We start from the raw sequence: 22,140 nt of genomic DNA on the forward strand, positions 1-22,140 counted from the left end.
TCTCGCCGCCCTCGAACTGGTACTTGCCGTCCTTGTAGAACTCGGACGCGGCCACGTCGAGCGGAGGATCTGGGCGCCCGGCGCCTCGCTGACGTTCAGGGCCCGTTGCAGGTGGTGGGCGAGCAGGAGGGCGCCGGCGCCGGTGGGACCCGGGCGGGGGGACGCGGTGCCGTGGTGTTCGGCGCCGACGACCCGTCCGGCCGCCTCGTCGGACCACGCCCAGGCGTAGTGGCGCTCCTCGGCGTCGCCGGCCGGCAGCGCCTCGACCAGCGCCGGAGCGGCGTACTGCCGCAGGGCGCACGGCGCCGCCCAGCCGGCCAGCGCGGTGACCCAGCCGAACTCCCCGTCGTGCCGGGCGAACACGTCGCCGAGCGAGGGGATCTCCAGGATCTCCAGGTCGAGCAGCCAGGCCGCGCCGATCAGCGCGTGCGGGGCCAACTCGCGGCCCGGTACGGAGCCCGGCCCCGCGCCCGGCGCGGCGGGCCGGCCGGGCCGGTGCACCTCGACGGCGCCGCGCTCCGGGTCGTCCACGAACACGGTGTGCGGGCAGCCCAGCCGCGCGGCCAGTTCCTGGCGCGAGCGGCGGTCGGGATACGGCCGCCCGTCGCGTACGACCGCGACCTCGCTGCCGTGACGGCGGTCGGGGCCGCACAGCACGGTCAGCACGTCGACACTGGTACGGGTGGCTGGCACGGGAGCATTCAACCAGCCCGGACCGTACCGCGGTCACCGGTCGTGTCGCGTTGCGGGCGGCGGGCCGGGCCGGGACAGTGGGCCCATGACACGGACGGCGGCAACGGACCCGGCGGCCATGCTCGCGGTGGCCCTCCAGGAGGCGCGGGCGGGGCTGACCGAGGGCGGGGTCCCGATCGGCGCGGCCCTGTTCGGCCCGGACGGCGACCTGCTCGGCCGCGGCCGCAACCGCCGGGTGCAGGACGGCGATCCGTCGGCGCACGCCGAGACCTCGGCGTTCCGCGCGGCGGGGCGGCTGCGCGGATACCGGCTCACCACCATGGTCACCACCTTGTCGCCGTGCTGGTACTGCTCCGGCCTGGTGCGGCAGTTCGGCATCGGCCAGGTGCTGATCGGCGAGGCGCGCACCTTCCACGGCGGCCACGACTGGCTCGCCGAGCACGGCGTGCGGGTGACGGTGCTGGACGACGACGCGTGCGTCACGCTGATGCGGGACTTCATCGCGACACGGCCGGAGTTGTGGGCCGAGGACATCGGGGAATAGCCCGGCGGGAGGTCCTCGGCGGCACGGGCGCCGGACCGCCCGGATACGTCGCGGGGCGGTCCGGCGGCCCGACCTGGCTACCAGCGGCGGTAGTTGACCATCCGTCAGGTGCAACGCGCCTGTCAGGCGAAGGCGTTCACGCCGGTGAGTTCGGCCGACAGGGTCCACAGCCGGGCCGCCTGCTCGGGGTCGACGGCATACTCCTTGACGCCGGTGCGGGGACCGTCGGGCACCGCGACGTCCGCGATGTCGCAGTCCTCCAGGTAGACCCCGCCCTTGCCGTCGAGTTGGGGTGAGGTGGCGGCGAAGACCTGGGTGGCGGCGCCCTGTTCGGGTGTCTTGAAACCCTCCGGGTTCAGCGGGTTGCCGTCCTCGTCGATCCAGCCGCGGTCCACCATCTCCTGCTGGGGAAGGTGGCGTTGGAGCGGGGTGAGGATACCGCCGGGGTGCAGCGCGAAGGCCCGCACGCCGCGGTCGCGGGCGAGGGCGTCGAGCTGGACGGCGAACAGCACGTTGGCGGTCTTGGCCTGGCCGTACGCCTCCCACTTGTCGTAGTCGCCCTGCTCGAACCCGAGGTCGTCCCAGCGGATCGCGGAGTAGTGGTGACCGGCGGAGGAGACCGCGACGACCCGGCCGCGGCCCCGCTCGATCGCCGGCCACAGCCGGTTGACCAGGGCGTAGTGGCCGAGGTGGTTGGTGGCGAACTGCGCCTCCCAGCCCGGGCCGACCCGGGTCTCCGGGCAGGCCATGACGGCGGCGCTGTTGATGACGAGGTGGATGTCGCGGCCGGTGGCGAGGAACCGCTCGGCGAACTTCTCGACGCTGCCGAGGTCGGCCAGATCCAGTTCCTCCAGCTCGACGCCGTCGATGCCGGCCAGCGCCTCCCGCGCGGTGTCGGGGCGGCGGGCCGGCACGACGACGTGCGCGCCGGCCGCGGTCAGCGCGCGGGTGGTCTCCAGGCCGAGCCCGGAGTAGCCGCCGGTGACGACCGCGAGCTTCCCCGTCAGGTCGATTCCGCGCAGGACCTCGGCCGCGGTGCTCTCGGCGCCGAATCCGGATGCGATGGGCTGCTGTGGTGTGGTCATGGCTTCGAGGCTAGGAGCTGGAGTGCTCTCCAAGGCAAATGGCTGCGCGGCATTCGAGCCGAACGGCGGCGGGTTTCACCTCTTCCGCCGCGTTCAGCCGCTGCCGGAAGCGGGCGCGGTTCCGTGTCCGGGCGCGCCGCCCGGACCAGGCGCGCCGCCCGGACCAGGCGCGGCGCCCGGACCAGGCTCAGCGCCCGGACCAGGTGCGGCTCCGGGATCAGGCGCGGCTCCGGCAGGGGGCCGGGACAGCACGGCCGTGGCCACGTACGACACCACGACCGCCACGATCACCAGCGGCATCACGGTCAGGCCGTCCTTGCCGATCAGGAGGGTGGCCAGCAGCACCGACGTGAGCGGCAGCCGCAGCATGGCCACGCTCATCGCCCCCATCCCGGTGGCGAAGGCGGCGACCAGCGGCAGGCCGGGCAGGTGCGACATGAGCACGCCGCCGGCCGCGCCGACGAACAGGGCCGGGAAGATCGGGCCGCCGCGGAAGGCGCTCAACGACGCGGAGTACGCCAGGACCTTGCACACGACCAGCAGCGCGAGCGTGCCGATCGAGAACGTGGCGGCGTCGCTGAGCAGCGGACCCATCGCGGTCTGCCCGGAGTAGAGCACATCGGTGGCGGGCTTGCCCGAGCCCTCCGCGTAGGCGATGGCCAGGCCCGCGACGACCAGGCCGAGCAGCACGGTGAGCGGCAGCCGGTGGCCCTCGACGTGCCGGCGCAGCCGCCGCGCGAGCCACCGGAGTCCGGCCGCGATCAGTGCCGCGGCCAGCCCGATCAGCAGCGCCCAGCCGAACTCGGCCGCGGTGGGGTCGGCCGCCTTCGGCACGTGCGGCAGCTTCAGGGAGTACGTCCCGAGGCCCGTCCACGAGCCCATGCCGACGAAGATGAGCGCGCCGATCCCGGACGCGAGCAGGCCGGGCACCAGCACCGGGCCGAGCATCGGACCGCCCAGCCCGGCCGCCTCCATCAGCAGGAACGCACCCAGCAGCGGCGAGCCGAGCAGTGAACTGACCGCGGCGAAGCTGCCGGTGGCGCCGACCACCGCGTACGTCCGCTCGGGCAGGCCGGGCCGCAGCAGCCGGATCGACCCGGCGGCCAGCCCGCCGCCCAGCGCGAGCAGCGGCGCCTCCGGGCCGAGCACCGCGCCGAAGGAGAGGGTGGCGAGAGCGGCGAGGAAGACGCCGGGCAGCGCGCTCAGCCCGAACGTGCCGGTCGCGGAGAACCCGTCGGTCGGCTCGTGGCCGCCTGCACCGGGCAGGAAACGTACGCACAGCGCGGTCAGCACCCCGCCGACCGCGAGCATCGGCACCGGCCACCACGGCGGGGTCCCGTCGAAGCCGAGCGAGCGGGGCAGGTCGTGGTAGATCAGCGGTTCGAGCTTCGCGGTCAGCGCGAGGAAGCCGAACGCCGCCGCGGAGATCGGGACGCCGAGCAGGACCGCGAATCCCAGCAGGGCGAGGTAGGCGCGGCTGCGCAGCAGCGCGTCCGCCTCGGCCGCCACGCCGTTCCCGCCCGAACCGGCCCCGGGCGCGCCGCCCGTGCCCGGCCCGCCACCCGTGCCACCGCCCATTCCGCCGCCCGTTCCGCCAGGTGTGCCCGCCGCCCCTGCCGCCCCGGCTGCCCCGCCCGCCATGACCCACCGCCTCACCGCCGACCGCGTTCGCGTACCCCGACCCGCCGACCCAAGCACCAGGCGCCGCCCGCCCGGCCGCCGACACCGGTCAGGTCACCCGGCGGAGCGGCGGGAGCGGGCCGAATGCCGCACGGACCGCGGCGCGCCCCGCGGTTCACGGCCGCTGTTCGCGACCTGCCTGGCCCCGGACCGGCACCGGACCCGCCCCGCGGTCATCCACGCGCCCGCCCGCTCCCCGACCACCCCGCCACGCACACGCACGGTGACGGCTCAAGCACGTCCCGTCCGCTACGGTGAGGCACGTGACAGCTCAGCCCGGACCCCGGTGCCTGGTGACCGGGGCGACCGGGTACATCGGCGGCCGGCTCGTCCCGCAACTCCTCGACGCCGGACACGAGGTGCGGTGCCTGGCCCGCACCCCGGAGAAACTGCGCGACCACCCGTGGGTGGGCCGGGTCGAGGTCGCGGCCGGCGACGTGCTGGACCGCGAGGCGGTGGGCGCGGCGCTGCGGGACGTCGAGGTGGCGTACTACCTGGTGCACGCGCTCGGCACCGGCGCCGAGTTCGAGCACACCGACCGCAAGGCGGCGCGGATCTTCGCCGAGCAGGCCAGGGCCGCGGGCGTGCGGCGGATCGTCTACCTCGGCGGGCTCACCCCGCGGGACGTGCCGACCGGCCGGCTCTCCCCGCACCTGCGCTCGCGCACCGAGGTCGGCGAGATCCTGCTGGCGTCGGGCGTGCCGACCACGGTGCTGCGGGCCGCGGTGATCATCGGCTCGGGCTCCGCGTCGTTCGAGATGCTGCGCTACCTCACCGAGCGGCTGCCGGCGATGGTGACGCCGAGTTGGGTACGCACCCGGCTTCAGCCGATCGCCGTCCGCGACGTGCTGCGCTACCTGGTGGGCAGCGCCGCCATGCCGTCCGACGTGAACCGGGCGTTCGACATCGGCGGCACCGGCGTGGTCACGTACCGGGACATGATGCGGCGGTACGCGACGGTGGCCGGGCTGCCGCGGCGGGTGATCGTGCCGGTGCCGGTGCTCACGCCCCGGCTGTCCAGCCACTGGGTCGGGCTGGTCACGCCGGTCCCGGCGAGCGTGGCGCGCCCGCTCGCCGAGTCGCTGCGGCACGAAGTGGTCTGCCACGAGCACGACATCGCCGACCACGTGCCCGACCCGCCCGGCGGTCCGCTCGACGTGGACACCGCGCTGCGGCTGGCGCTGCAACGGGTGCGGGACGCGCAGGTCACCACCCGCTGGTCGTCGGCGTCGGTGCCCGGCGCGCCGAGCGACCCGCTGCCGACCGACCCCGACTGGACCGGCGGCAGCCTCTACACCGACGAGCGGGAGGCGGTGGTCGACGCCTCACCGGCCGATCTGTGGCGGGTGATCGAGGGCATCGGCGGCGAACACGGCTGGTACTCCTTCCCGTTGGCGTGGGCGGTGCGCGGCTGGCTGGACCGGCTGGTGGGCGGGGTCGGGCTGCGGCGCGGCCGGCGCGACGCGGAACGGCTGCGGATCGGCGACTCGTTGGACTTCTGGCGGGTGGAGGAGATCGAACGGGGCCGGCTGCTGCGGTTGCGCGCCGAGATGCGGCTGCCCGGCCCGGCGTGGCTGGAGATGCGCGCGGGCACCGACGGCTCCGGCCGCACCCGCTACCACCAGCGCGCCGTCTTCCAGCCCCGCGGTCTGCTCGGGCACGCCTACTGGTGGTCCATCTCCCCTTTCCACGCTGCCGTGTTCGGCGGGATGGCGCGCAACATCGCGCGGGCGGCGAGCCGTGTGGACGCCTCGGAGGGCCGCGCCTCCGCCGCGAGCGCGTCGGGCCGGCTCACGAAAGGCGGCCGCACGCGATGAGCGGGTCCGCGAAGTCCGCCAAGTCCGCGAAGTCCGCCAAGTCCGCGAAGTCCGCCAAGTCCGCGAAGCCCGCCAAGTCCGCCGACTCCGCTACGGCCGGGGCGCGTTCGGCGACGACGCGGCGTGCGGTCGTGCTGTTCACCTCCGACCTGCGGGTGCACGACCATCCGCCGCTGCGGGCCGCGCTGGCCGGCGCCGACGAGGTGGTGCCGCTGTTCGTCCGCGATCCCGCAGTGGACGGCGCCGGGTTCGCCGCGCCCAACCGGCGGGCGTTCCTCGCCGACTGCCTGGGCGCGCTGGACGCCGGGCTGCGCGAGCGCGGCGGGCGGCTGGTGCTGCGGGCCGGGGAGACGGTCGCGGAGGTGTGCGCGGTCGCGCGGGAGGCGGACGCGGCCGAGGTGCATGTGGCCGCCGGGTGCAGCGGGTTCGCGCAGCGCCGTGAGGAGCGGCTGCGGCGCGCCCTCACCGCGGACGGGCGGCGGCTGCACGTCCACGACGCGGTGGTCACGGCGGTGCCGCCGGGCCGGATCACCCCGCAGAACTCCGGCCACTTCGCGGTGTTCACCCCGTACTTCCGGCGCTGGCGGCAGGAGGGGCTGCGCGATCCGCTGCCCGCACCGAGAGCCGTGCGGGTGCCGGAGTCGGTGCGCTCGGCCGCGATCGAGCCGCGCGCGGCGGTCGGCGCGGTGTCACCCGAACTGGCCGCGGGCGGTGAGGACGTGGCCCGCCGGCTGCTCGCCGCGTGGCTGCGGCGCGGTGTCGGGGAGTACGACGCGCGCCATGACGACATGCCGGGGGACGCGACGTCGCGGCTCTCCCCGCACCTGCACTTCGGCACGCTCTCGCCGGTCGAGGCGGTGCGGCGGGCGCTGGCGAAGGGCGGGCCGGGCGCGGAGGCGTTCGCCCGGCAGGTGTGCTGGCGCGACTTCAACCACCAGTTGCTGGCCGCCCGTCCGGCGGTGTCGGCGGCCGACTACCGCACCCGGCACGACCGTTGGCGTACCGGGGCTTCGGCGGAGGCCGACGCGGAGGCGTGGCGGCAGGGCCGGACCGGCTACCCGGTGGTCGACGCGGCGATGCGGCAGCTGCGTACGGAGGGCTGGATGCACAACCGGGGCCGGCTGCTGACCGCGAGCTTCCTGACCAAGACCCTCTACCTGGACTGGCGGGTGGGCGCCCGGCACTTCCTGGAGCTGCTGGTCGACGGCGACATCGCCAACAACCAGCTCAACTGGCAGTGGGTGGCCGGCACCGGCACCGACTCCCGCCCCAACCGGGTGCTCAACCCGCTGCTCCAGGCGAAGCGGTACGACCCGGACGGCAGTTACGTGCGCCGCTGGGTGCCGGAGCTGGCCGGTGTGGCGGGTGCGGCGGTGCACGAGCCGTGGAAGCTGCCGGCGCGGGAGCGCGCGGGGTGCGGCGACTATCCCGAGCCGATCGTCGAACTGGCCGAGGGGCTGGCCCGGTTCAGGCAGGCGCGGGGGCTCGGGTAGCGAAGCGGCCGGAAGTGGACCGTGGCCGGGCATGGCGGTGCCGCCGGACGGGATGCGTCCGGCGGCACCGTGGAGCGGTGAAGCGTTCAGAGCGGTGGAGCCGTGGTGCGGTGGTGCGGTGACGCCGTGGTGCGTTCAGAGCCGTGGAACGTTCAGAGCAGTGGAGCCGCGGGTCAGATGTTCCAGACCTGGAACTCCGAGAGCTGCCCGGCCGGCCAGCCGGTGTTCGCCGTGACGTTCAGCCGGAAGTAGCGCTGGCTGGTCGCGGGGAACGACAGGGTGACGGTGTTGGACGAGGTCGGGCTGAAGCTGTAACTCGCCGACGCCTTCAGGGTGGTGAAGGTGGAGCCGTCGGTGCTCGCGGACAGCGCCAGCGTCTCGTTGCGGGCACCCCAGCTCGCGGGGAGCTGGAGCACGACCCGGCTGGCGCTCTGCGCGGAGCCGAGGTCCACCTGGACCCACTGCGGGAAGGCGCTGTTGGCGCTCTCCCAGTAGCTGTCCTGGTTGCCGTCCGTCACGTTGGACGAGGGGTAGACGTCGGTGTGGCTGGACTCGCTGGTGGCCGCGTGCAGGGCCAGGTTGGCGCTCACCGTGCCGGTGCCGGTGCCGGTCAGCGGGACCGTGGTCGGGCTGTTCGACGCGTTGCCGGTGACGGTGAGGGTGCCGGTGCGGGCGCCGGTCGCGGTGGGCTTGAAGGTGACGCTCACCGTGCAGGTGCCGCCTGCCGCGATCGAGCTGCCGCAGGTGTTGGTCTGCGCGAAGTCACCGGAGGCGGCGATCGAGGAGACCGAGGCGGCCGCGGAACCGCTGTTGGTGAGGGTGACGGTCTTCGGGTCGCTGCTGATGCCCGGTGCCACGCTGCCGAAGCTCAGCGACGACGGGCTGGCGGCGAGGGTCGCCGAGGACGGCGGGGTGCTGCCGCCGCTCCCGCTGGGGAAGACCTCCAGGTCCGACAACTGGGCCTGCGTCCAGCCGGAGTTGGCGGTGATGTTCACCCGGACGTACCGCGCGTCGGCGGCGTTGAAGGTGATGGTGACGGTGTTGCCGGTGGACGGGTCGAAGGTGCGGTCGGCGGAGGCCGCCAGCGTGGAGAAGCTGGAGCCGTCCGTGGAGCCCTGCACCGACAGGGTCTGGGTGCGGGTGGACCACGCCGTGGCCGGCGGGAGCTTGAGCACGACCTTGCCGACGCTGTAGCTCGCGCCGAGGTCGACCTGCGCCCACTGCGGGAACGCGCCGGAGCTCTCCCAGTACGTCGACGCGTCCGGGTCGGTGATGTTCGTCGCCGGGTAGAGGCTGTTGCTGCTGCTCGCGGTGGCGGGCTTGCCGGCCGCGATGTCGGTGCTGCTGTCGATGCCGCTGCCGGTCAGGCCGACCGTGGTCGGGCTGTTGTTGGCGTTGCTGGTGACGGTGAGGGTGCCGCTGCGGGCGCCGCCGGTGGTCGGCTTGAAGGTGACGTTGACGGTGCAGGAGGCGCCGACCGCGACGGTGGAGCAGTTGTTGGTCTGGGCGAAGTCACCGGTCACCGCGACGCCGGAGACGGTCGCGGAGGTGGTGCCGGAGTTGGTGACGGTGACCGCCTGCGCGGCGGTGGTGGCGCCGACCACGGTGCCGGCGAAGGACAGGCCGCCCGGGTTGGTGTTGAGAATCGGGCCGGGTGCGGTGCCGGTGCCGGACAGGGTGACGGTGTTGGTGACACCGCCGGCGTTGACGGTCAGTGCACCGGTGCGCGCACCGGTCGCCGTCGGGCTGAACTTGACGCTGACCGTGCACGACCCGTTCGCCGCGATGGAGCTGCCGCAGGTGTTGGTCTGCGCGAAGTCACCGGAGGCGGCGATCGAGGAGACCGACGCGGCCGCGTTGGTCGGGTTGGAGACGGTCACGCTCTGCGCGGCGCTGGTGGTGCCGGTGGCGACCGAACCGAAGGACAGCGCGCTGGGGCTGGCGGTGACGCCGGACGGCGGGTACGGCGGGAAGACCGGGGTCGGCCACGGCCCGCAGACCGGGGTGCCGTCGATCCCGGAGTTGCCGCCGCCGTCGGTGACCGCGAAGTTGCCGCCCTCGCAGCTGTAGACCGGCGAGGGGGCGCCCACGCCGGTGGCGGTGACGTTGGTGAACTTCGCGGCGCCGCCGGTCTGTTCCTGCAGCGCGAAGGTGCCGGTGCCGGCGATGGTGACGTTGCTGAGGTTGACCCCGCTGACCGTGCCCTCCACCCACTGCACGGCCTCGTACGGGCTCTGCTCGATCAGGGCGTTGGAGACGTTGATCGGGCCGGTGATGGCGCCCTGGCTGCCGTCGAACCACAGCGCGCCCACGCCGAACTGCCAGTTCGGGTCGAGGCTGCCGTCGCGGATCATGGTGTTGTTGCTGATGGTGGTGGTGCCGACCGGCGTGGAGGTGAAGCGCTGGCCGACCTGGATGCCGCCGCCCTGCGCGAGGCCGGTGTCCTGGACCAGGTTGCCGGTCACGGTGTTGTCGTGGCCGCCGTAGATCGCGATGCCGTTGGCGAGGGTCTGCACCGAGACGGTGTTGTCGGAGATGGTGTCGTTGGCGTCGGCGCCGAGCGAGGAGTCCGCCCAGGTGGCGATGCCGTCGTCACCGGTGTTGCGGATGTCGCTGTTGGTGACCGTCGAATTGGTCACCCCGCCGTGGAAGTTGATGCCGTCGGCGGTGGTGTCGCGGATGCGCATCCCGCTGAAGGTCAGCTTGTCCATCGGGCCGTCCATCCAGGCCCCGACCTTCATGTGGTCGATCCACAGGTTGGAGACGGACGAGTTGCTCATCGCGCCGCCGATCCCGTTCACCTGCGCGTTGTCGTCGCGCTCCTGGACGTTGCCGAAGATCGCGAAGTTCTGCAGGTGGACGTTGGTGCTCGCCGGGCCGCCGGTGCCGTAGGTCCCGTAGAAGCCGGGGGCGGTGCCGGTGACGGTCGAGTACCACATGCCGGCGCCCGCGACGGTGACGTTGTTGACGCTGATGTGGCCGGGGATGTTGTACGTGCCCGGCGGAATCCACACGGTGCCGCCCGACCCGGCCGCGCTGATCGCGGCGTTGAACGCGGCGGTGGAGTCGGCCGCGCCGCTGGAGTCGGCGCCCTCGCTGGTCACCGAGACCGAGCCGGCCGGCTGCGGGAGCGCGGCGCCGACCTGTTCGAAGTCGGCGAAGTCGAGGGTGTAGGAGGACGCGCTGTCGCCCGCGTCGACCTGGAACTTGAAGGTGGTGCCGGCCGGATACGTCGTGTCGAAGAGCCGGTGCGCCTCGTCGTAGAAGTGATGCGGGTTGCTGCCCGGCGAGTTGGTGAACGGGTAGCTGCCGTAGTACCAGGAGTACGCGTTCGTCAGCGTGAAGTCCGGCTGCTTGGTGCCGTCGACGTACAGCGACAGCGGCGCCGTGTACACCGAGCCGCCCGCGGTGTCCGGGATGCTGTACCGGAAGTCGATCGAGTTCGTGGCGACCGGCGTGGTGAACGTGACGTACTTGCCCGAGCCCTGCAGCGTCACCGCCTTGCGGTAGGACGCCTCGTCGGCGAGGTTGCCGGCCGCGTAACTCGGGCCGATCACGGTGCCGTTGGTGGCGGAGTTCTCCGCTTGCACCTCGACGTAGGGAAGGTTCGCGCCGCTGCCGCCGGTGGCGACCGCCGCCGTGGCCGCGATCGCGGGCTGGAACGCGAGGCCGAGCACGCCGCCCGCGGCGAGCACCGCGGTGGTGCCTCCGACCGCGACCGCACGTCTGAGACTTCGCAGGTGTCTGAACACGTCTTGCTCCTTTCGACACGAACAGCCGGACCGGCACCGCGGCGCCGAGCGCGACCGGGTGCGGGCCGAGGAGTGCACGAGCTGGGAGGAGGGGTGGGGAAAGGGGGGAAACGCCGGTGCACCACCGGGGTTCGGGTGGCGACGCAGGGGGACCGTAACCCCTCCGACACATCGCTGCAATATCCAGATCCGTTTTCGTTGAATCTCGACTTTTACTTGCAAGATTGAGTGTGATCACTTGAGTAACCGGCCGCCGTGGCACGGGAGTCGGCGGGGTTCGCACCGACAGCGCGGCAGCGGCGCGGGGCGGCGGCGGGCGGCCGGCGGACACCACGACGCACCCCGCCCCGCACACCGCGACGGCATCGGACGTGCCGGGGCCGTTTCCTCCGCTTGCGCGAGGTCACAATCACGTGAAAACGGCCTGGCCGGAGCGCCTCGCGCCATTGACAGGCGGCTTTGCAGTGATTGTCATGGACATCAATCGAGACCGTGCCCGAGTGGCCCGTTCCGCGCGGTCCCGGACGAGGAGGTCAGCCCGCACCGTGGCACACGAAGCCGCCGGCGCAGCACCGGCCTACCGGCCGTACGCACCCCTGCCCGCGCCCGCGCGCACGGGCGGCGGCGCCGTGCGGCGCCCGCGCACCGCCCCGACCGGACGCGAGGCGCTGCTGGAGGCGGGGTGGGAACACCTCGCGCGCAGCGGCGGGTTGCTGCTGCACGGCCCGGCCGGGATCGGCAAGTCCGTGGTGCTCGACGCGCTCGCCGCACGCGCCACCGACGAGGGCGCCACGGTGCTGTGCTGCTCCCCCACCGCCGCGGACACCCCGCTGCCCTACCTGGGAGTCATCGACCTCTTCGCCCGGGTGCCCGAGGACGTGGTGCGGGCGCTGCCGTCCGGGCCGCGTACCGCGCTGCGCACCGCGCTGCTGCGCGGGCACGGACCGGTCGGGCCGTACGGCGGGCTCGCGGTGCGGCTGGCCGTGCTGGAGGCGCTGCGGCTGCTGGCCGCGCGGGCACCGGTCGTGCTGGTGGTGGACGGCTTGCAGTGGCTGGACGAACCGAGCGCGGAGGTACTGGCGTTCGTCGCGCGCCGGCTGGAGAGCACCGACGTGCGGATGGCCGCGACCGAGCGGGTGGCCGAGGACGGCCGGCCCGCCCGCGCCCGCTGCTGCCCGGCCGGCAGCGCCGAAGTCACCGTGCCCGCACTGGGGGACGACGACATCGCGCTGCTGCTGCTCGCCTCCGGCGTGACCCTGCCGCCGTCCGCGCTGCGCGCGGTGCTGCACGCGGCGGCCGGAAACCCGCTGTACGCGCTGGCGTTGGGCCGGGACGCGCTGCGGGCCGGCACGCCCTCGCTCCCCGACGGCCACCAGCCGGTGCCGCCGGAGCTGCGCGCGCTCGTGCTGGACCGGGTCCGCGCGCTGCCCGGGCCGGTCCAGGAGGTGCTGCTGCTGGCCGCGGCCGCCACCCGGCCGACCCTCACCCTGCTGCGGTCGGCGGCCGGCACCGAGCCCACCGCGGCCGCGCTGGATGCCGCGGAGCGGCTCGGGGTGGCGGCCTGCGACGCGTCGGGCGCGGTGCGTTTCAGCCATCCGCTGCTGCCCGTCGCGCTGAGCGCGGACGCCTCGGGACCGGCCCGCCGCCGCGCGCACGCGCTGCTGGCCGCCGCGGTCGGCGAACCCGTCGACGCGGCACGGCACCTGGCGCTGGCGCACCCGCAGGAGGACGAGGCGACCGCGGGTACGGTGATGGCCGCCGCGCACCTGGCCCGGGAGCGCGGTGAGGCCGCCACCGCGGCCGAGCTGGCCGCGCTCGCCGCCGGCCGGACCCCCGCCGACCGCACCGAGCTGCACGACCAACGCCTGCTGGCCGCCGCCGGGTTCGCCTGCGACGCCGGCCACCGCGAGGAGTCCGAGCGGATCGCGCAGAGCGTGCTGGACTGCTCCACCTCCGCGCCCGGCCGGGTCGCGGCCCGGCTGGTGCTGCTGCGCAACGCCGGGCAGGCGCTGCGCGACAAGGCCGCGCTGATCACGGACGGGCTGCGGGAGGCGGCCGGGGACCAGGCGCTGGAAGCGAAGTTGTACGACTGGGCGGCGCTGCGCGGCCTGCTGTGCGGGGAGTTGGCGCAGGCGGCCGAGCACGCGCTGCGCGCCGCCCGTCGCGCGGCGGCCGTCGGGGACACCGGCACGGAGGTGGACGCGCTGTCCACGCTCGCCCGGGTGCGCTCGCTGGCCGGTGAACCGGCCGCCGCCGAGGCCGCGTTGGACCAGGCGCTGGCCCGGGCCGACCACGGGCCGCGCAGTTGGGGCATCCAGCGGATGCGGGCGATCCTCACCCTCGACTCCGACCGGGTCGGGTCCGCGCGGGCCCAGGTGCTCGCGCTGCTGGGCGCCACCGGCGCGGCGGCCGACGTCGAGCAGGACGTGGCGTCGCTGGTGGCGCTCACCCGGGTCCAGGTGCGGGCCGGCGAGTGCCGGGAGGCGCTGCGGACCGCGGCGCACTGCGCCCGCGTGGTCGCCGACGCCGGTCTCACCTCCGCGCCCGCGCTCTACGCGGCGGCCCTGGCGCGGACGTTCGGCGGCGACACGGACGAGGCGTGCCGGCTCGCGGTGGAGGCGGTGGCTGCCTCGGAGGCCGACGGCGACCAGCTCTTCCTGCTGCGCGCGCTCGCGGCGCTGGGGCAGGCCGCGCTCTTCGCGGGCGACCGGCGGCGCGCGGCCCAGTCCGTCGAGTCGCTGCGCCGCGCGCTGGAGATCGGTGCCGCGATGGGCGCCGCCGACCCGCCGCTGCTGTGCTGGCACGCCGACCTCGCCGAGGCACTGGTCACCGCGGGCGAGACGGACGCGGCCGCCACGGTGCTCGGCCTGGCCCGCGCCCGGGTCACCGGTCCCGTGCCCGGCAGCGTGCTGGCGGCGCTGGAGCGCACCGAGGGGCTGCGGGAGGCGGCGGCCGGTCGGGCGAAGGAGGGCGCGGTGCTCCTGCGCTCGTCGGCGCAGCGGCTGCGCCCGCTGGAGCTGCCGGTGGAGCTGGTCCGTACGCTCACCGCGCTCGGTGCGGTGGAGCGCCGGGCCCGGCACCGTACGGCGGCGCGAGCCGCGCTCACCGAGGCGCTGGAGCTGGCCGAGCGGACCGGCGCGGCGCCGCTCGCCGCGCGGGCCCGGGACGAACTCGCCCGGGTGGACGCGGTGGTGCGCGGCACGGCGAGCGCGGCGCACCTGACGCCGGCGGAGACGCGGGTCGCCGATCTCGTCCGCGGCGGGGCCACCAACCGGGAGGTGGCCGCGGAGCTGTTCATCAGCGTCAAGACGGTCGAGGGGACGCTGTCGCGGCTGTACCGGAAGTTCGGTGTGCGGTCCAGGACGGAACTGGCCCATGTGATGGCGTCCGCGGGGCTCCGGCCGGCGTAGGGGCCGCGCCACCCGGCACCGCCACCCGCACCCCGCGCACGCACCCGGACCGAGAGCGCCCGTCACCCGCACCCGCACCCCGGGCCCGCCCCCTGCGCACGTACCCGGACCGCGAGCGCCCGGGCCCGCCGCCCCACCCCCGTATCCCCGGCGAGCCCCCGCCCGACGCCCGTCCCTCCTCCCCCTGGACCTCTGCCGGACCTCCGCGCACACCATTCCCCCACATACGGCCCACCAACTCCCCACACCTGCCACGGGAAACACATCGTTAACAGTCGTCGCAAGGGTTCCCACGCTTATGTCCGGCCCCAACCGTCCCTAGCGTGGTGGTCGTCCCGATCCGGGCACCATCCCCTCATGGAGGACCTTCGTGACGCTCCGTCTGAAACTGCTGGTCGCCGCCGCGACTCCAGCGTTGCTGGCCGCGGCCATCCCCGCCGCGTACGCCTCCGCCCCCCACGCGGACTCGGCCCGTACCTCCCTGTCCGGCGACGTCGTGCCGGGCCTCACCTCGCACGCCGTCCGCACCGGTGACGTCGCGGCCGGAAAGCAGATATCCGTCGCGGTGAGCCTCACGGCCCGGAACGAGGGCGCGCTGGACACCTTCATCGCCAACGTCAGCGACCCCCACTCCTCCTCCTACGGCCACTACCTGACGAAGGCGCAGTACGCCGCCGAGTTCGGCCGCAGCGACGCCGACGTCAAGAAGGTCACCGACTACCTGCGCTCCCAGGGGCTCAAGGTCGGCAAGGTGCACTCCGGCAACCAGCTGATCGACGCCACCGGCACCGCCACCCAGCTGAAGAAGGCGTTCGGCACCACGCTGGCGAACTACAAGGACGGCGCCACCGGCCGCACCTTCTACGCCAACACCGCCGCGCCGTCGGTGCCCTCCTCGATCGCCTCGATCGTCGGCAGCGTCTCCGGCCTCAACAACCGTTCGCTGCTGCACCACACGGACGCGAAGGTCACTCCGCACAACGGCCCGGGCGGCGGCTACACCCCGGCGCAGATCAAGGGCGGCTACAACGTCTCCGGCGCCACCGGCAGCGGCCAGAAGGTCGCGCTGCTGGAGTTCGACGGCTTCCAGCAGTCCAACATCACCAAGTACGACAGCAACTACGGCCTCAGCTCCACCGCGCCCACCGTCAGCAAGGTGGACGGCGGCTCCGGCTCGCTCGGCGACGGGCAGGTCGAGGTCGAGCTGGACATCGAGGTGCTGAACGCGGTCGCGCCGGCCGCGCAGATCACGGTCTTCGAGGGCCCCAACTCCGACGCGGGCGAGGTCGACACCTACCAGGCGATCGTGGACAGCGGCATCCCCGTCACCTCGATCAGCTGGGGCGCCGCCGAGTCGGAGCGCACCAGCGCCAACATCACCGCCGTGGACGCCGTCTTCAAGCAGGGTGCGGCCGAGGGCCTGGGCTTCTTCGCGGCCTCCGGTGACGACGGCTCCGACGACGCCGGCAACGGCGGCAAGTCGGTCGACTACCCGGCGAGCGACCCGTACGTCACGGGCGTCGGCGGCACCACGCTGACGGTCACCTCGGGGAACGCCTGGAGCAAGGAGACCGCCTGGTCCGGCGGCGGCGGTGGCGTGTCCACCAAGTTCGCCATCCCGAGCTGGCAGACCTCGGTCCAGCAGAGCGCGGGCGGCGGCAAGCGCCAGGTGCCGGACGTCTCGGCGCTGGCCAACCCGAGCCCGGGTGTGTCCATCTACTCGCAGGGCAGTTGGGGCCAGGTCGGCGGCACCAGCGCCGCGGCGCCCGAGTGGGCCGCCTTCGCCGCCCTCTACAACCAGCAGGCCACCGCGGCCGGCAAGGCCAAGCTCGGCTTCGCCAACCCGGCGCTGTACACGGCGGCCGGCACCGGCTTCCACGACATCACCAGTGGCAACAACGGCGCCTACTCGGCCGCCAAGGGCTGGGACTTCGTGACGGGTTGGGGCTCGTACAACGCCGCCACCCTCTCGTCCACGCTGCTCGGCCAGTGAGGTGACGGCCTTCGGGCCGTGAGCACGACCCGGCCCGGACGGGGTGTCCCCGTCCGGGCCGCGGGCTGTCCGGACGTACGGCTCAGCGTTGCCGGTTCAGCGTTGCCGGTTCAGCGTTGCCGGTTCAGCGCTGCCGGCTTGCCGCCTCGCGGTTCACGGCTTGCCCGCCCTACGGCTTGCGGCCGATGGCCGCGTAGACCGGGGTGCGGTCGCCGCCCTCGGGTTCGGGCCAGGGCATCGGCACCGCGAGCTCCGGGTGCCACCGGGGCGCGACGACCAGCCCGGGCTCGACGAGTTCGAAGCCGTCGAAGAACCGCGCCACCTCCGCGTGCGAGCGGACCTGCGCCGGGGTGCCGCCGGCCCGGTAGACCTTCGCCACCCCTTCGCCGGCCTCCGCGTCGAAGTCGCCGGTGACCTGGCTGATGGCGAGGTAACTGCCGGGCACCAGCTGGTCGGTGAGCGTCTTCACGATGCCGTGCGGGTCGAACTCGTCGGAGATGAAGTGCAGCAGCGCGACCATCGTCATCGCGACCGGACGGCTCAGGTCGAGGTGGGCCCGGGCCGCCTCCAGGATCTTCTGCGGTTCCCGGACGTCCGCGTGCACGTAGGAGATCCGGCCCTCGGGGTCCTGCTGGGACAGGTTCTCGGTGTAGCGCAGCACCGTCTTGCTGAAGTCCGTGCACAGGATGCGGGCTTCGGGCCGGGCGGCACGGATGACCTGGTGGTAGTTGGGCTCGGTCGGGATGCCGGTGCCCACGTCGATGAACTGGTCGACCTCCGTCGACTCGCCGAAGTAGCGGGCCATCCGCAGCAGCAGCATCCGGTTGATCCGGGCCGCGTCCTTGATGCCCGGGTAGGCGCGCTCGGCCGCGTCCACCCGCTCCCGGTCGATCGCGTAGTTGTCCTTTCCACCGAGGATGTAGTCGTACATACGCGCCGAACTCGGCACGCTCTCGGCGTCGTCCACGGTGGTGCCGCCGGTCGCCGGATCGTTCACTGCTGTCTCCCGGGTGGGTGTCGGTACGGACGGGGGCAGGTCAGGGGAGGTCGGGACGGGCCAGGAAGTCCGCCCGGCCGTCCTTGGCGGCGGCCACGAACATCGCCATCGCCTCCGCGGGGAAGATCAGCGCGGGACCGCCGGGATCGGTCGACTGCCGGACCGCGACCAGGCCGCCGACGAGCACCTTGACCTCCACGCACGCTTCGCCGTTGGTGCCGCTCCACGGGCGGGACCAGCCCTCGGCGCCGAGTGCGGCGGGGGCGTGCGGAACGTGCGGAACATGCGGAACGTGCGGGGCGTACAGCGCGGGCGGCGGGTTCATCGCAGGTACTCCTTGCGCAGGCCGTCCAGAAAGCCCTTGGTGCGTCGCCGCGCCAGCGCTCCGGTCATCAGATGCTCGAACGTCTGCCGGTAGAGCTCGACTTCGGCGCTCTCGTCCCGGTACGCGGTGCCCAGGAGGCTGTCGACGCACGCGATGTCCGGGAAGTCCGGGATCGGGAAGCGGAAGAGCGTGAACGGCCCGAACGCGCCCCGGTGCAGGCCGGCGTCGAACGGATGCAGCTGGAGCGCCACGTTCGGCAGGTCGGCGGTCTCCATCAGCCGCTCGATCTGCTCGGCCATCACCGCGCGGTCGCCGGCCGGCCGCCGGATCGCGGTCTCGTCGATCACCGCCCACAGGAACGGCGGGCTGTCGGCGCGGGTCAGCACGTTCTGCCGCTGGAGCCGCAGCGCGACCCTGCGGCGCACCTCGTCGTCGGACTCCCGGGGGAAGCCGAGCCGGATGACCGCCTCGCAGTAGGCCGGGGTCTGGAGCAGCCCGGGCACCACCTGGGGTTCGTAGCTGCGGATCTGGGAGGCGGCGCTCTCCAGGCTGACGTACACCCCGAACCTGCCCGGCAGCACGTCGCGGTAACTCTGCCACCAGCCCGACTCGTTGGCCTTGTCGACCAGGGTCAGGAAGTCCGCGGCCTCGGGCCCGGTGACGCCGTACAGCTCCAACAGGGCTTTGACGGTGGCGTAGTTGAGCGAGGTCCTGGCGCCTTCGAGCCGGGTGACGGTGGACTGCGCCACGCGGATGCGCTCACCTGCCTGCGCCGCGGACAACCCGGCCGACTCGCGCAGGTCCCGCAGCCGCCGGCCGAGCGAGATCTGCAACACCGTGGGAGCAGCACGCCGTTCACTCACGCCGATGCGCCTTCCTCTTCGCACGTGCGCCGACCGTGGTGGCAGTCTGCCACGCGTTCGGGCATCAGGCACCCTGCATCATGCACATTGCCCCTTGCGTAGTGATCGGATGCCCGCGCATAGTGAAGCCGTGACACCTGCTGTGACGCCCACTCAGCTCGCCTCGCGCGGCGGCTCGTACGACCCGCGCGGCATGCGGCGTCCGCACGACTCGTGTATCGGGACCGGCGTCCGCGGCCGGGGCGGTGCGGCCGCAGGAGGTGCGGCGACGGCGGGGCACGACTCCCCCAGCGATCCGGAGACACCATGATCCCCACCGTCCACCCCGAAGTGCAGAAGACCGTCGAGGAGTACCTCGCACCGGTCGCGGGGGTGCGCGGCGCCCTGGTGGTCGCGGCGGACGGGCTGCCGCTGTGCGGGTACGAACTGGACGACGAACGCGTCGAGCACTGGGCGGCGTTGGGCGCCACCATGATGGGCGTCGCGCGGCGGGCCGCGGAGCGGGCCGAGGGCGGGGGCATCCGGACGCTGGTGGTCGACATGCACGACGGGCGGATCGTGCTCGCCGAGGCGGGCTCCGACAGCGTGCTGGTGGTGATAGCCGCGGCGGACGCGGAACTCGACCCGGCCGGACCCGAACTCGCCGCGCTCGCGCAGCAGTTGGTGGGCATCCTCGGTGCGGGTGCGCCGGGCGCCGAGGGGGACGGTCCGTCATGACGGACCCGCGCCCGGCGCGCGTCCCCGGCCCGCGGTCCCTGCGCGCCTTAGCCGAAGGGTGCGACGCGCACGCCCGCCCCGCCGCGCCCGACCCGTACGGCCCGCGCGACGCCTACGACCGGTTCGGCCCGCACACCACACGCCCCCGGCCCGAGCCGTCGCCCCTGCCGCCCGGCCGCCCCGCTCCCGCCCAACCCCCGGTCGGCGCGGTCGTGTTCGGGCTGGCCCTCCAGTCGCTGCGCCGCGGCTCCGCGTCCGGCGCGAACCCGGTACGCGGCCGGGCCGACGCGGCCCGGTCCATCGGCGCCGGCACCCGGGCGATCACCCGCCTGGAAGGCGCGCTCGGCGGCCACGGCATCGGCCCGGACGCCCGCCACGCCCTGCTCGCGCGCTACGGCATGACCGACCCCGAAACCCGCGACGCGACCGCGCGGCTCCTCCACGCGCCCGACCCGGCGGCGCTGCACGACAGCGGCGCCGGCTGGCCGCAGCGGCTCGCGGCCTGCGTCGGCCGGGCCGGCCGGGTCCGCACCTACGCCCTGACGGTCTTCCCGCGCGTGCTGTGGACGGCCGGCTACGCCCACGCGCTGTGCACCGCCCACCGGATGCCGCCCGGCCGGTTCACGCCACCGGCCCGGGTGCCCGAGGGGGTGCCGATCACCGCGCTCCTGGACGAGATGGTCCTGTGCCACCTGTGGAACGTCGACCTCGACCCGGCCGTGACCGCCGCCCAACTCGACCACGTGCTCGGCCTCGTGGCCGGCGGCACCCTCACCGTCCGGGTGATCGGGATGCACGCCCAGCCCACCGGCGCCGCCATGATCACCGAACTCGCCCGCGCCGGCGGCCGCCACCACCTCTTCGCCGAGGAGTACGACGACTTCTCCGGCGTCCACTACCGCACCGCACCCTCCCCCGGCCCCTACCCCGGCCTCCTCGACACCGCGGAGAGCCGCGCGATGTCCCCCACCGACAGCCTCGCCGTCCTCAAGGCCGCCCGCCGCCACGCCACCCCCTCGCCCAGCGGCGGCCGTTGACCCCTGCCGCGTCTCCGGCCACCGGTGCCGGGTGGCCCGCCGGCCCGCCGCGGCCCGCCGTGGCCCGCGAACCCGCCCAGGACCGGCGCGAGCGTCGCCGTACGCGTCCGCCGGACATCGTCGCGGGGCAACGCTCAGAGCAGCGGCTTGCGTTCGGGCCACCACCGCTCGACGGCCTCGACGGTGGTGAACGGGCTCACGTTGAAACAGAGCTTCGCACCGGGTGCCAGCTCGTGGGTGGTGTTGACCAGCACCTCCAGCAGCGGGGTGAGCGCCGGGTCCAGCCGGACACCGGCGCCGATCATCACGAGGTCGTAGTCCTTCGCGGCCAGCGCGGCGCGGTACACCGCCTCGGCCGTGCGGCCGTAGTCCAGCAGGCAGAGGTCGACGGTGAAGCCGAGCTCCTCCAGCCGGGCCCGGCCGGCGGCCACACCGGCCCGGACCGTTTCGGCGTCGATCTCGGGGAACGCCGCCCGTGACGAGGGCGCGTCGTCCACCAGCGCGGGGTCCAGTCCGACGGTGAGCATGGTCGGGGACATGCCTCGATACCTCCTGTGCCTCGGGATTTCCGGCTCAAGGGTAGGCAGCGGGGGCGCCGCACGGCCCTCCCCCACTTCTGGGATACCGTTCGGCCGGTGAGTTCCCCGGTGGCCCGGCGCGAGGCCGTGCGTGACATCGAGGCGATCTGCCGTCTCGACCTCGGCTCCCGGGAGCTGCGACGCCGGATCGCCGACCGGCTGACGCGGCTCGTCCCGGCCGACTCCTACTGTTTCGGCACGATCGACCCGACGACGATGCTGATCACCGACGACGTGAGCGTCGGCCTCACGTCGGCCGCGGCCGCGGCGGCCGTGCGCAACGAGTACCTGGTGGACGACGTCCTGAAGTTCTCGGTGCTCGCCCGCTCCAAGGTGCCCGCGGGCACGCTCGGCGCGGCCACCGGCGGCGACCCGGAGTCCAGCCACCGGTACCGGTCCGTGCTGCCGATGATCGACGCGCGGCACGAGCTGCGGGCGAGCTTCGTGAGCGACCGCCGGTGCTGGGGCGCCATCGCCCTGTTCCGCGGCGGTGGGCGGCCCGACTTCACCCCGGCCGACGTCGACGTGCTGCGGCGGCTGTCCGCTCCGGTGGCCACGGCCCTGCGCCGGACCGTTCACCGGGCACCGGGCGGCGACCCCGCTCCGGGCCCGGCCGAGGCGGGCGTGTTCCTGCTCGACCAGGACCTGCGGCTGCTCTCGGAGAATCCGGCCGCGAAACTCTGGCGGGACGAGCTGGTCTCGTCGGGCACTGAGCTGCCCGTCGCGGTCCTGGAGGTCGCCGCGCTGGGGAAGCGCACGACGCTGCCGGCGCACGGGCGGCTCCGCGGCGGTTCGGGCCGGTGGCTGTCGGTCCACGCCTCGCCGCTGAGCGGCGGCCCGCACCCGGCGGTCCTCGCCGTCACGATGCACCCGGCACCGGCCGCCGACGTGGCCGAGGTGCTGCTGCTCGCGTACGGGCTCACCCCGCGCGAGCGGGACGTCCTGGCGCGGGTCGTCGCCGGCCTGCCGTCCCGGGCCATCGCCGCGGAACTGCACATCACCGCGGCCACCGTGCAGGACCACCTGAAGAGCGTCTTCGCGAAGACCGGTGTCCGCAGCCGCCGCGAACTGGTGGCCACGATCCTGGACTTGTGAGCGAGCGCTTCCCTCACCTGTCCACTGTCCACAAGCGCTGACGGTTCCGCCCGGCCGAGCG

At 74.2% G+C, this 22,140-nt stretch carries 16 protein-coding genes; 8 read left to right on the forward strand and 8 right to left on the reverse strand.

The features are described 5' to 3' along the window. A partial coding sequence (locus tag AB0399_RS09365) for a hypothetical protein (RefSeq protein WP_366410837.1) occupies nt 1–666 on the reverse strand: 666 nt, incomplete at its 3' end. 112 nt (nt 667–778) lie between these two features. Here AB0399_RS09365 and AB0399_RS09370 point away from each other — a divergent pair. Beyond that, nucleotides 779–1,237, forward strand: a complete 459-nt coding sequence (locus AB0399_RS09370) for a nucleoside deaminase (RefSeq protein ID WP_366410838.1) — start codon at nt 779–781, stop codon at nt 1,235–1,237. A 122-nt stretch (nt 1,238–1,359) separates the two neighbouring features. Here the strand turns inward: AB0399_RS09370 and AB0399_RS09375 are convergent, their stop codons facing one another. Next, nucleotides 1,360–2,322, reverse strand: a complete 963-nt coding sequence (locus AB0399_RS09375; RefSeq protein ID WP_366410839.1) for an SDR family NAD(P)-dependent oxidoreductase — start codon at nt 2,320–2,322, stop codon at nt 1,360–1,362. A gap of 93 nt (nt 2,323–2,415) precedes the next feature. Then, complete coding sequence (locus AB0399_RS09380) at nt 2,416–3,900, reverse strand: chloride channel protein (RefSeq protein WP_366410840.1); 1,485 nt, start codon at nt 3,898–3,900, stop codon at nt 2,416–2,418. Nucleotides 3,901–4,265: 365 nt separating this feature from the next. Here AB0399_RS09380 and AB0399_RS09385 point away from each other — a divergent pair, with 365 nt between their 5' ends. Continuing rightward, a complete protein-coding gene (locus AB0399_RS09385) occupies nt 4,266–5,819 on the forward strand; it encodes an SDR family oxidoreductase (protein ID WP_366410841.1) in 1,554 nt (517 codons plus the stop codon). Next, nucleotides 5,816–7,312: a deoxyribodipyrimidine photo-lyase gene (locus AB0399_RS09390; RefSeq protein ID WP_366410842.1), complete on the forward strand. Its 1,497-nt coding sequence runs from the start codon at nt 5,816–5,818 to the stop codon at nt 7,310–7,312. The genes AB0399_RS09385 and AB0399_RS09390 overlap by 4 nt, the downstream gene beginning before the upstream one ends. A gap of 173 nt (nt 7,313–7,485) precedes the next feature. Here AB0399_RS09390 and AB0399_RS09395 read toward each other — a convergent pair whose 3' ends face one another. Next, nucleotides 7,486–11,064: a choice-of-anchor D domain-containing protein gene (locus AB0399_RS09395; RefSeq protein ID WP_366410843.1), complete on the reverse strand. Its 3,579-nt coding sequence runs from the start codon at nt 11,062–11,064 to the stop codon at nt 7,486–7,488. 545 nt (nt 11,065–11,609) lie between these two features. Here AB0399_RS09395 and AB0399_RS09400 point away from each other — a divergent pair. Both AB0399_RS09400 and AB0399_RS09405 read left to right on the forward strand, forming a co-directional pair. Then, a complete protein-coding gene (locus tag AB0399_RS09400; RefSeq protein WP_366410844.1) occupies nt 11,610–14,474 on the forward strand; it encodes an AAA family ATPase in 2,865 nt (954 codons plus the stop codon). A gap of 370 nt (nt 14,475–14,844) precedes the next feature. After that, the gene (locus AB0399_RS09405) at nt 14,845–16,467 is read left to right on the forward strand and encodes a S53 family serine peptidase (RefSeq protein ID WP_329362847.1); all 1,623 of its coding nucleotides are present in this window, start codon (nt 14,845–14,847) and stop codon (nt 16,465–16,467) included. A gap of 169 nt (nt 16,468–16,636) precedes the next feature. On the opposite strand, the gene AB0399_RS09410 is transcribed toward AB0399_RS09405, so the two are convergent. From AB0399_RS09410 to AB0399_RS09420, 3 genes are read right to left on the reverse strand one after another with little or no spacing between them, the layout of a single operon-like run. Continuing rightward, on the reverse strand, nt 16,637–17,464 hold the full coding sequence (locus AB0399_RS09410) for an SAM-dependent methyltransferase (protein WP_366410845.1): 828 nt from the start codon (nt 17,462–17,464) through the stop codon (nt 16,637–16,639). A 40-nt stretch (nt 17,465–17,504) separates the two neighbouring features. Then, complete coding sequence (locus tag AB0399_RS09415) at nt 17,505–17,789, reverse strand: DUF397 domain-containing protein (protein ID WP_329362849.1); 285 nt, start codon at nt 17,787–17,789, stop codon at nt 17,505–17,507. Beyond that, nucleotides 17,786–18,652, reverse strand: a complete 867-nt coding sequence (locus AB0399_RS09420) for a helix-turn-helix transcriptional regulator (RefSeq protein WP_366410846.1) — start codon at nt 18,650–18,652, stop codon at nt 17,786–17,788. Before AB0399_RS09420 ends, AB0399_RS09415 begins: the two co-directional genes overlap by 4 nt. A gap of 306 nt (nt 18,653–18,958) precedes the next feature. Here AB0399_RS09420 and AB0399_RS09425 point away from each other — a divergent pair, with 306 nt between their 5' ends. Together AB0399_RS09425 and AB0399_RS09430 are read left to right on the forward strand one after the other, a co-directional pair. After that, entirely contained in the window at nt 18,959–19,369 is a 411-nt protein-coding gene (locus AB0399_RS09425) for a roadblock/LC7 domain-containing protein (RefSeq protein ID WP_366410847.1), read from the forward strand. After that, the gene (locus AB0399_RS09430; protein ID WP_366410848.1) at nt 19,366–20,406 is read left to right on the forward strand and encodes a Scr1 family TA system antitoxin-like transcriptional regulator; all 1,041 of its coding nucleotides are present in this window, start codon (nt 19,366–19,368) and stop codon (nt 20,404–20,406) included. The genes AB0399_RS09425 and AB0399_RS09430 overlap by 4 nt, the downstream gene beginning before the upstream one ends. A 134-nt stretch (nt 20,407–20,540) precedes the next feature. Here the strand turns inward: AB0399_RS09430 and AB0399_RS09435 are convergent, their stop codons facing one another. Continuing rightward, nucleotides 20,541–20,945: a hypothetical protein gene (locus AB0399_RS09435; protein WP_329362855.1), complete on the reverse strand. Its 405-nt coding sequence runs from the start codon at nt 20,943–20,945 to the stop codon at nt 20,541–20,543. Nucleotides 20,946–21,041: 96 nt separating this feature from the next. Between AB0399_RS09435 and AB0399_RS09440 the strand changes: the two genes are divergently transcribed. Further along, nucleotides 21,042–22,079, forward strand: coding sequence for a LuxR C-terminal-related transcriptional regulator (locus AB0399_RS09440; RefSeq protein WP_366410849.1), 1,038 nt, complete (start codon nt 21,042–21,044; stop codon nt 22,077–22,079). Nucleotides 22,080–22,140: the final 61 nt, after the last annotated feature.

The sequence above is a fragment of the Streptomyces sp. NPDC088194 genome, from assembly GCF_040702025.1.
In the GTDB taxonomy this organism is placed as follows: Bacteria; Actinomycetota; Actinomycetes; order Streptomycetales; family Streptomycetaceae; genus Actinacidiphila.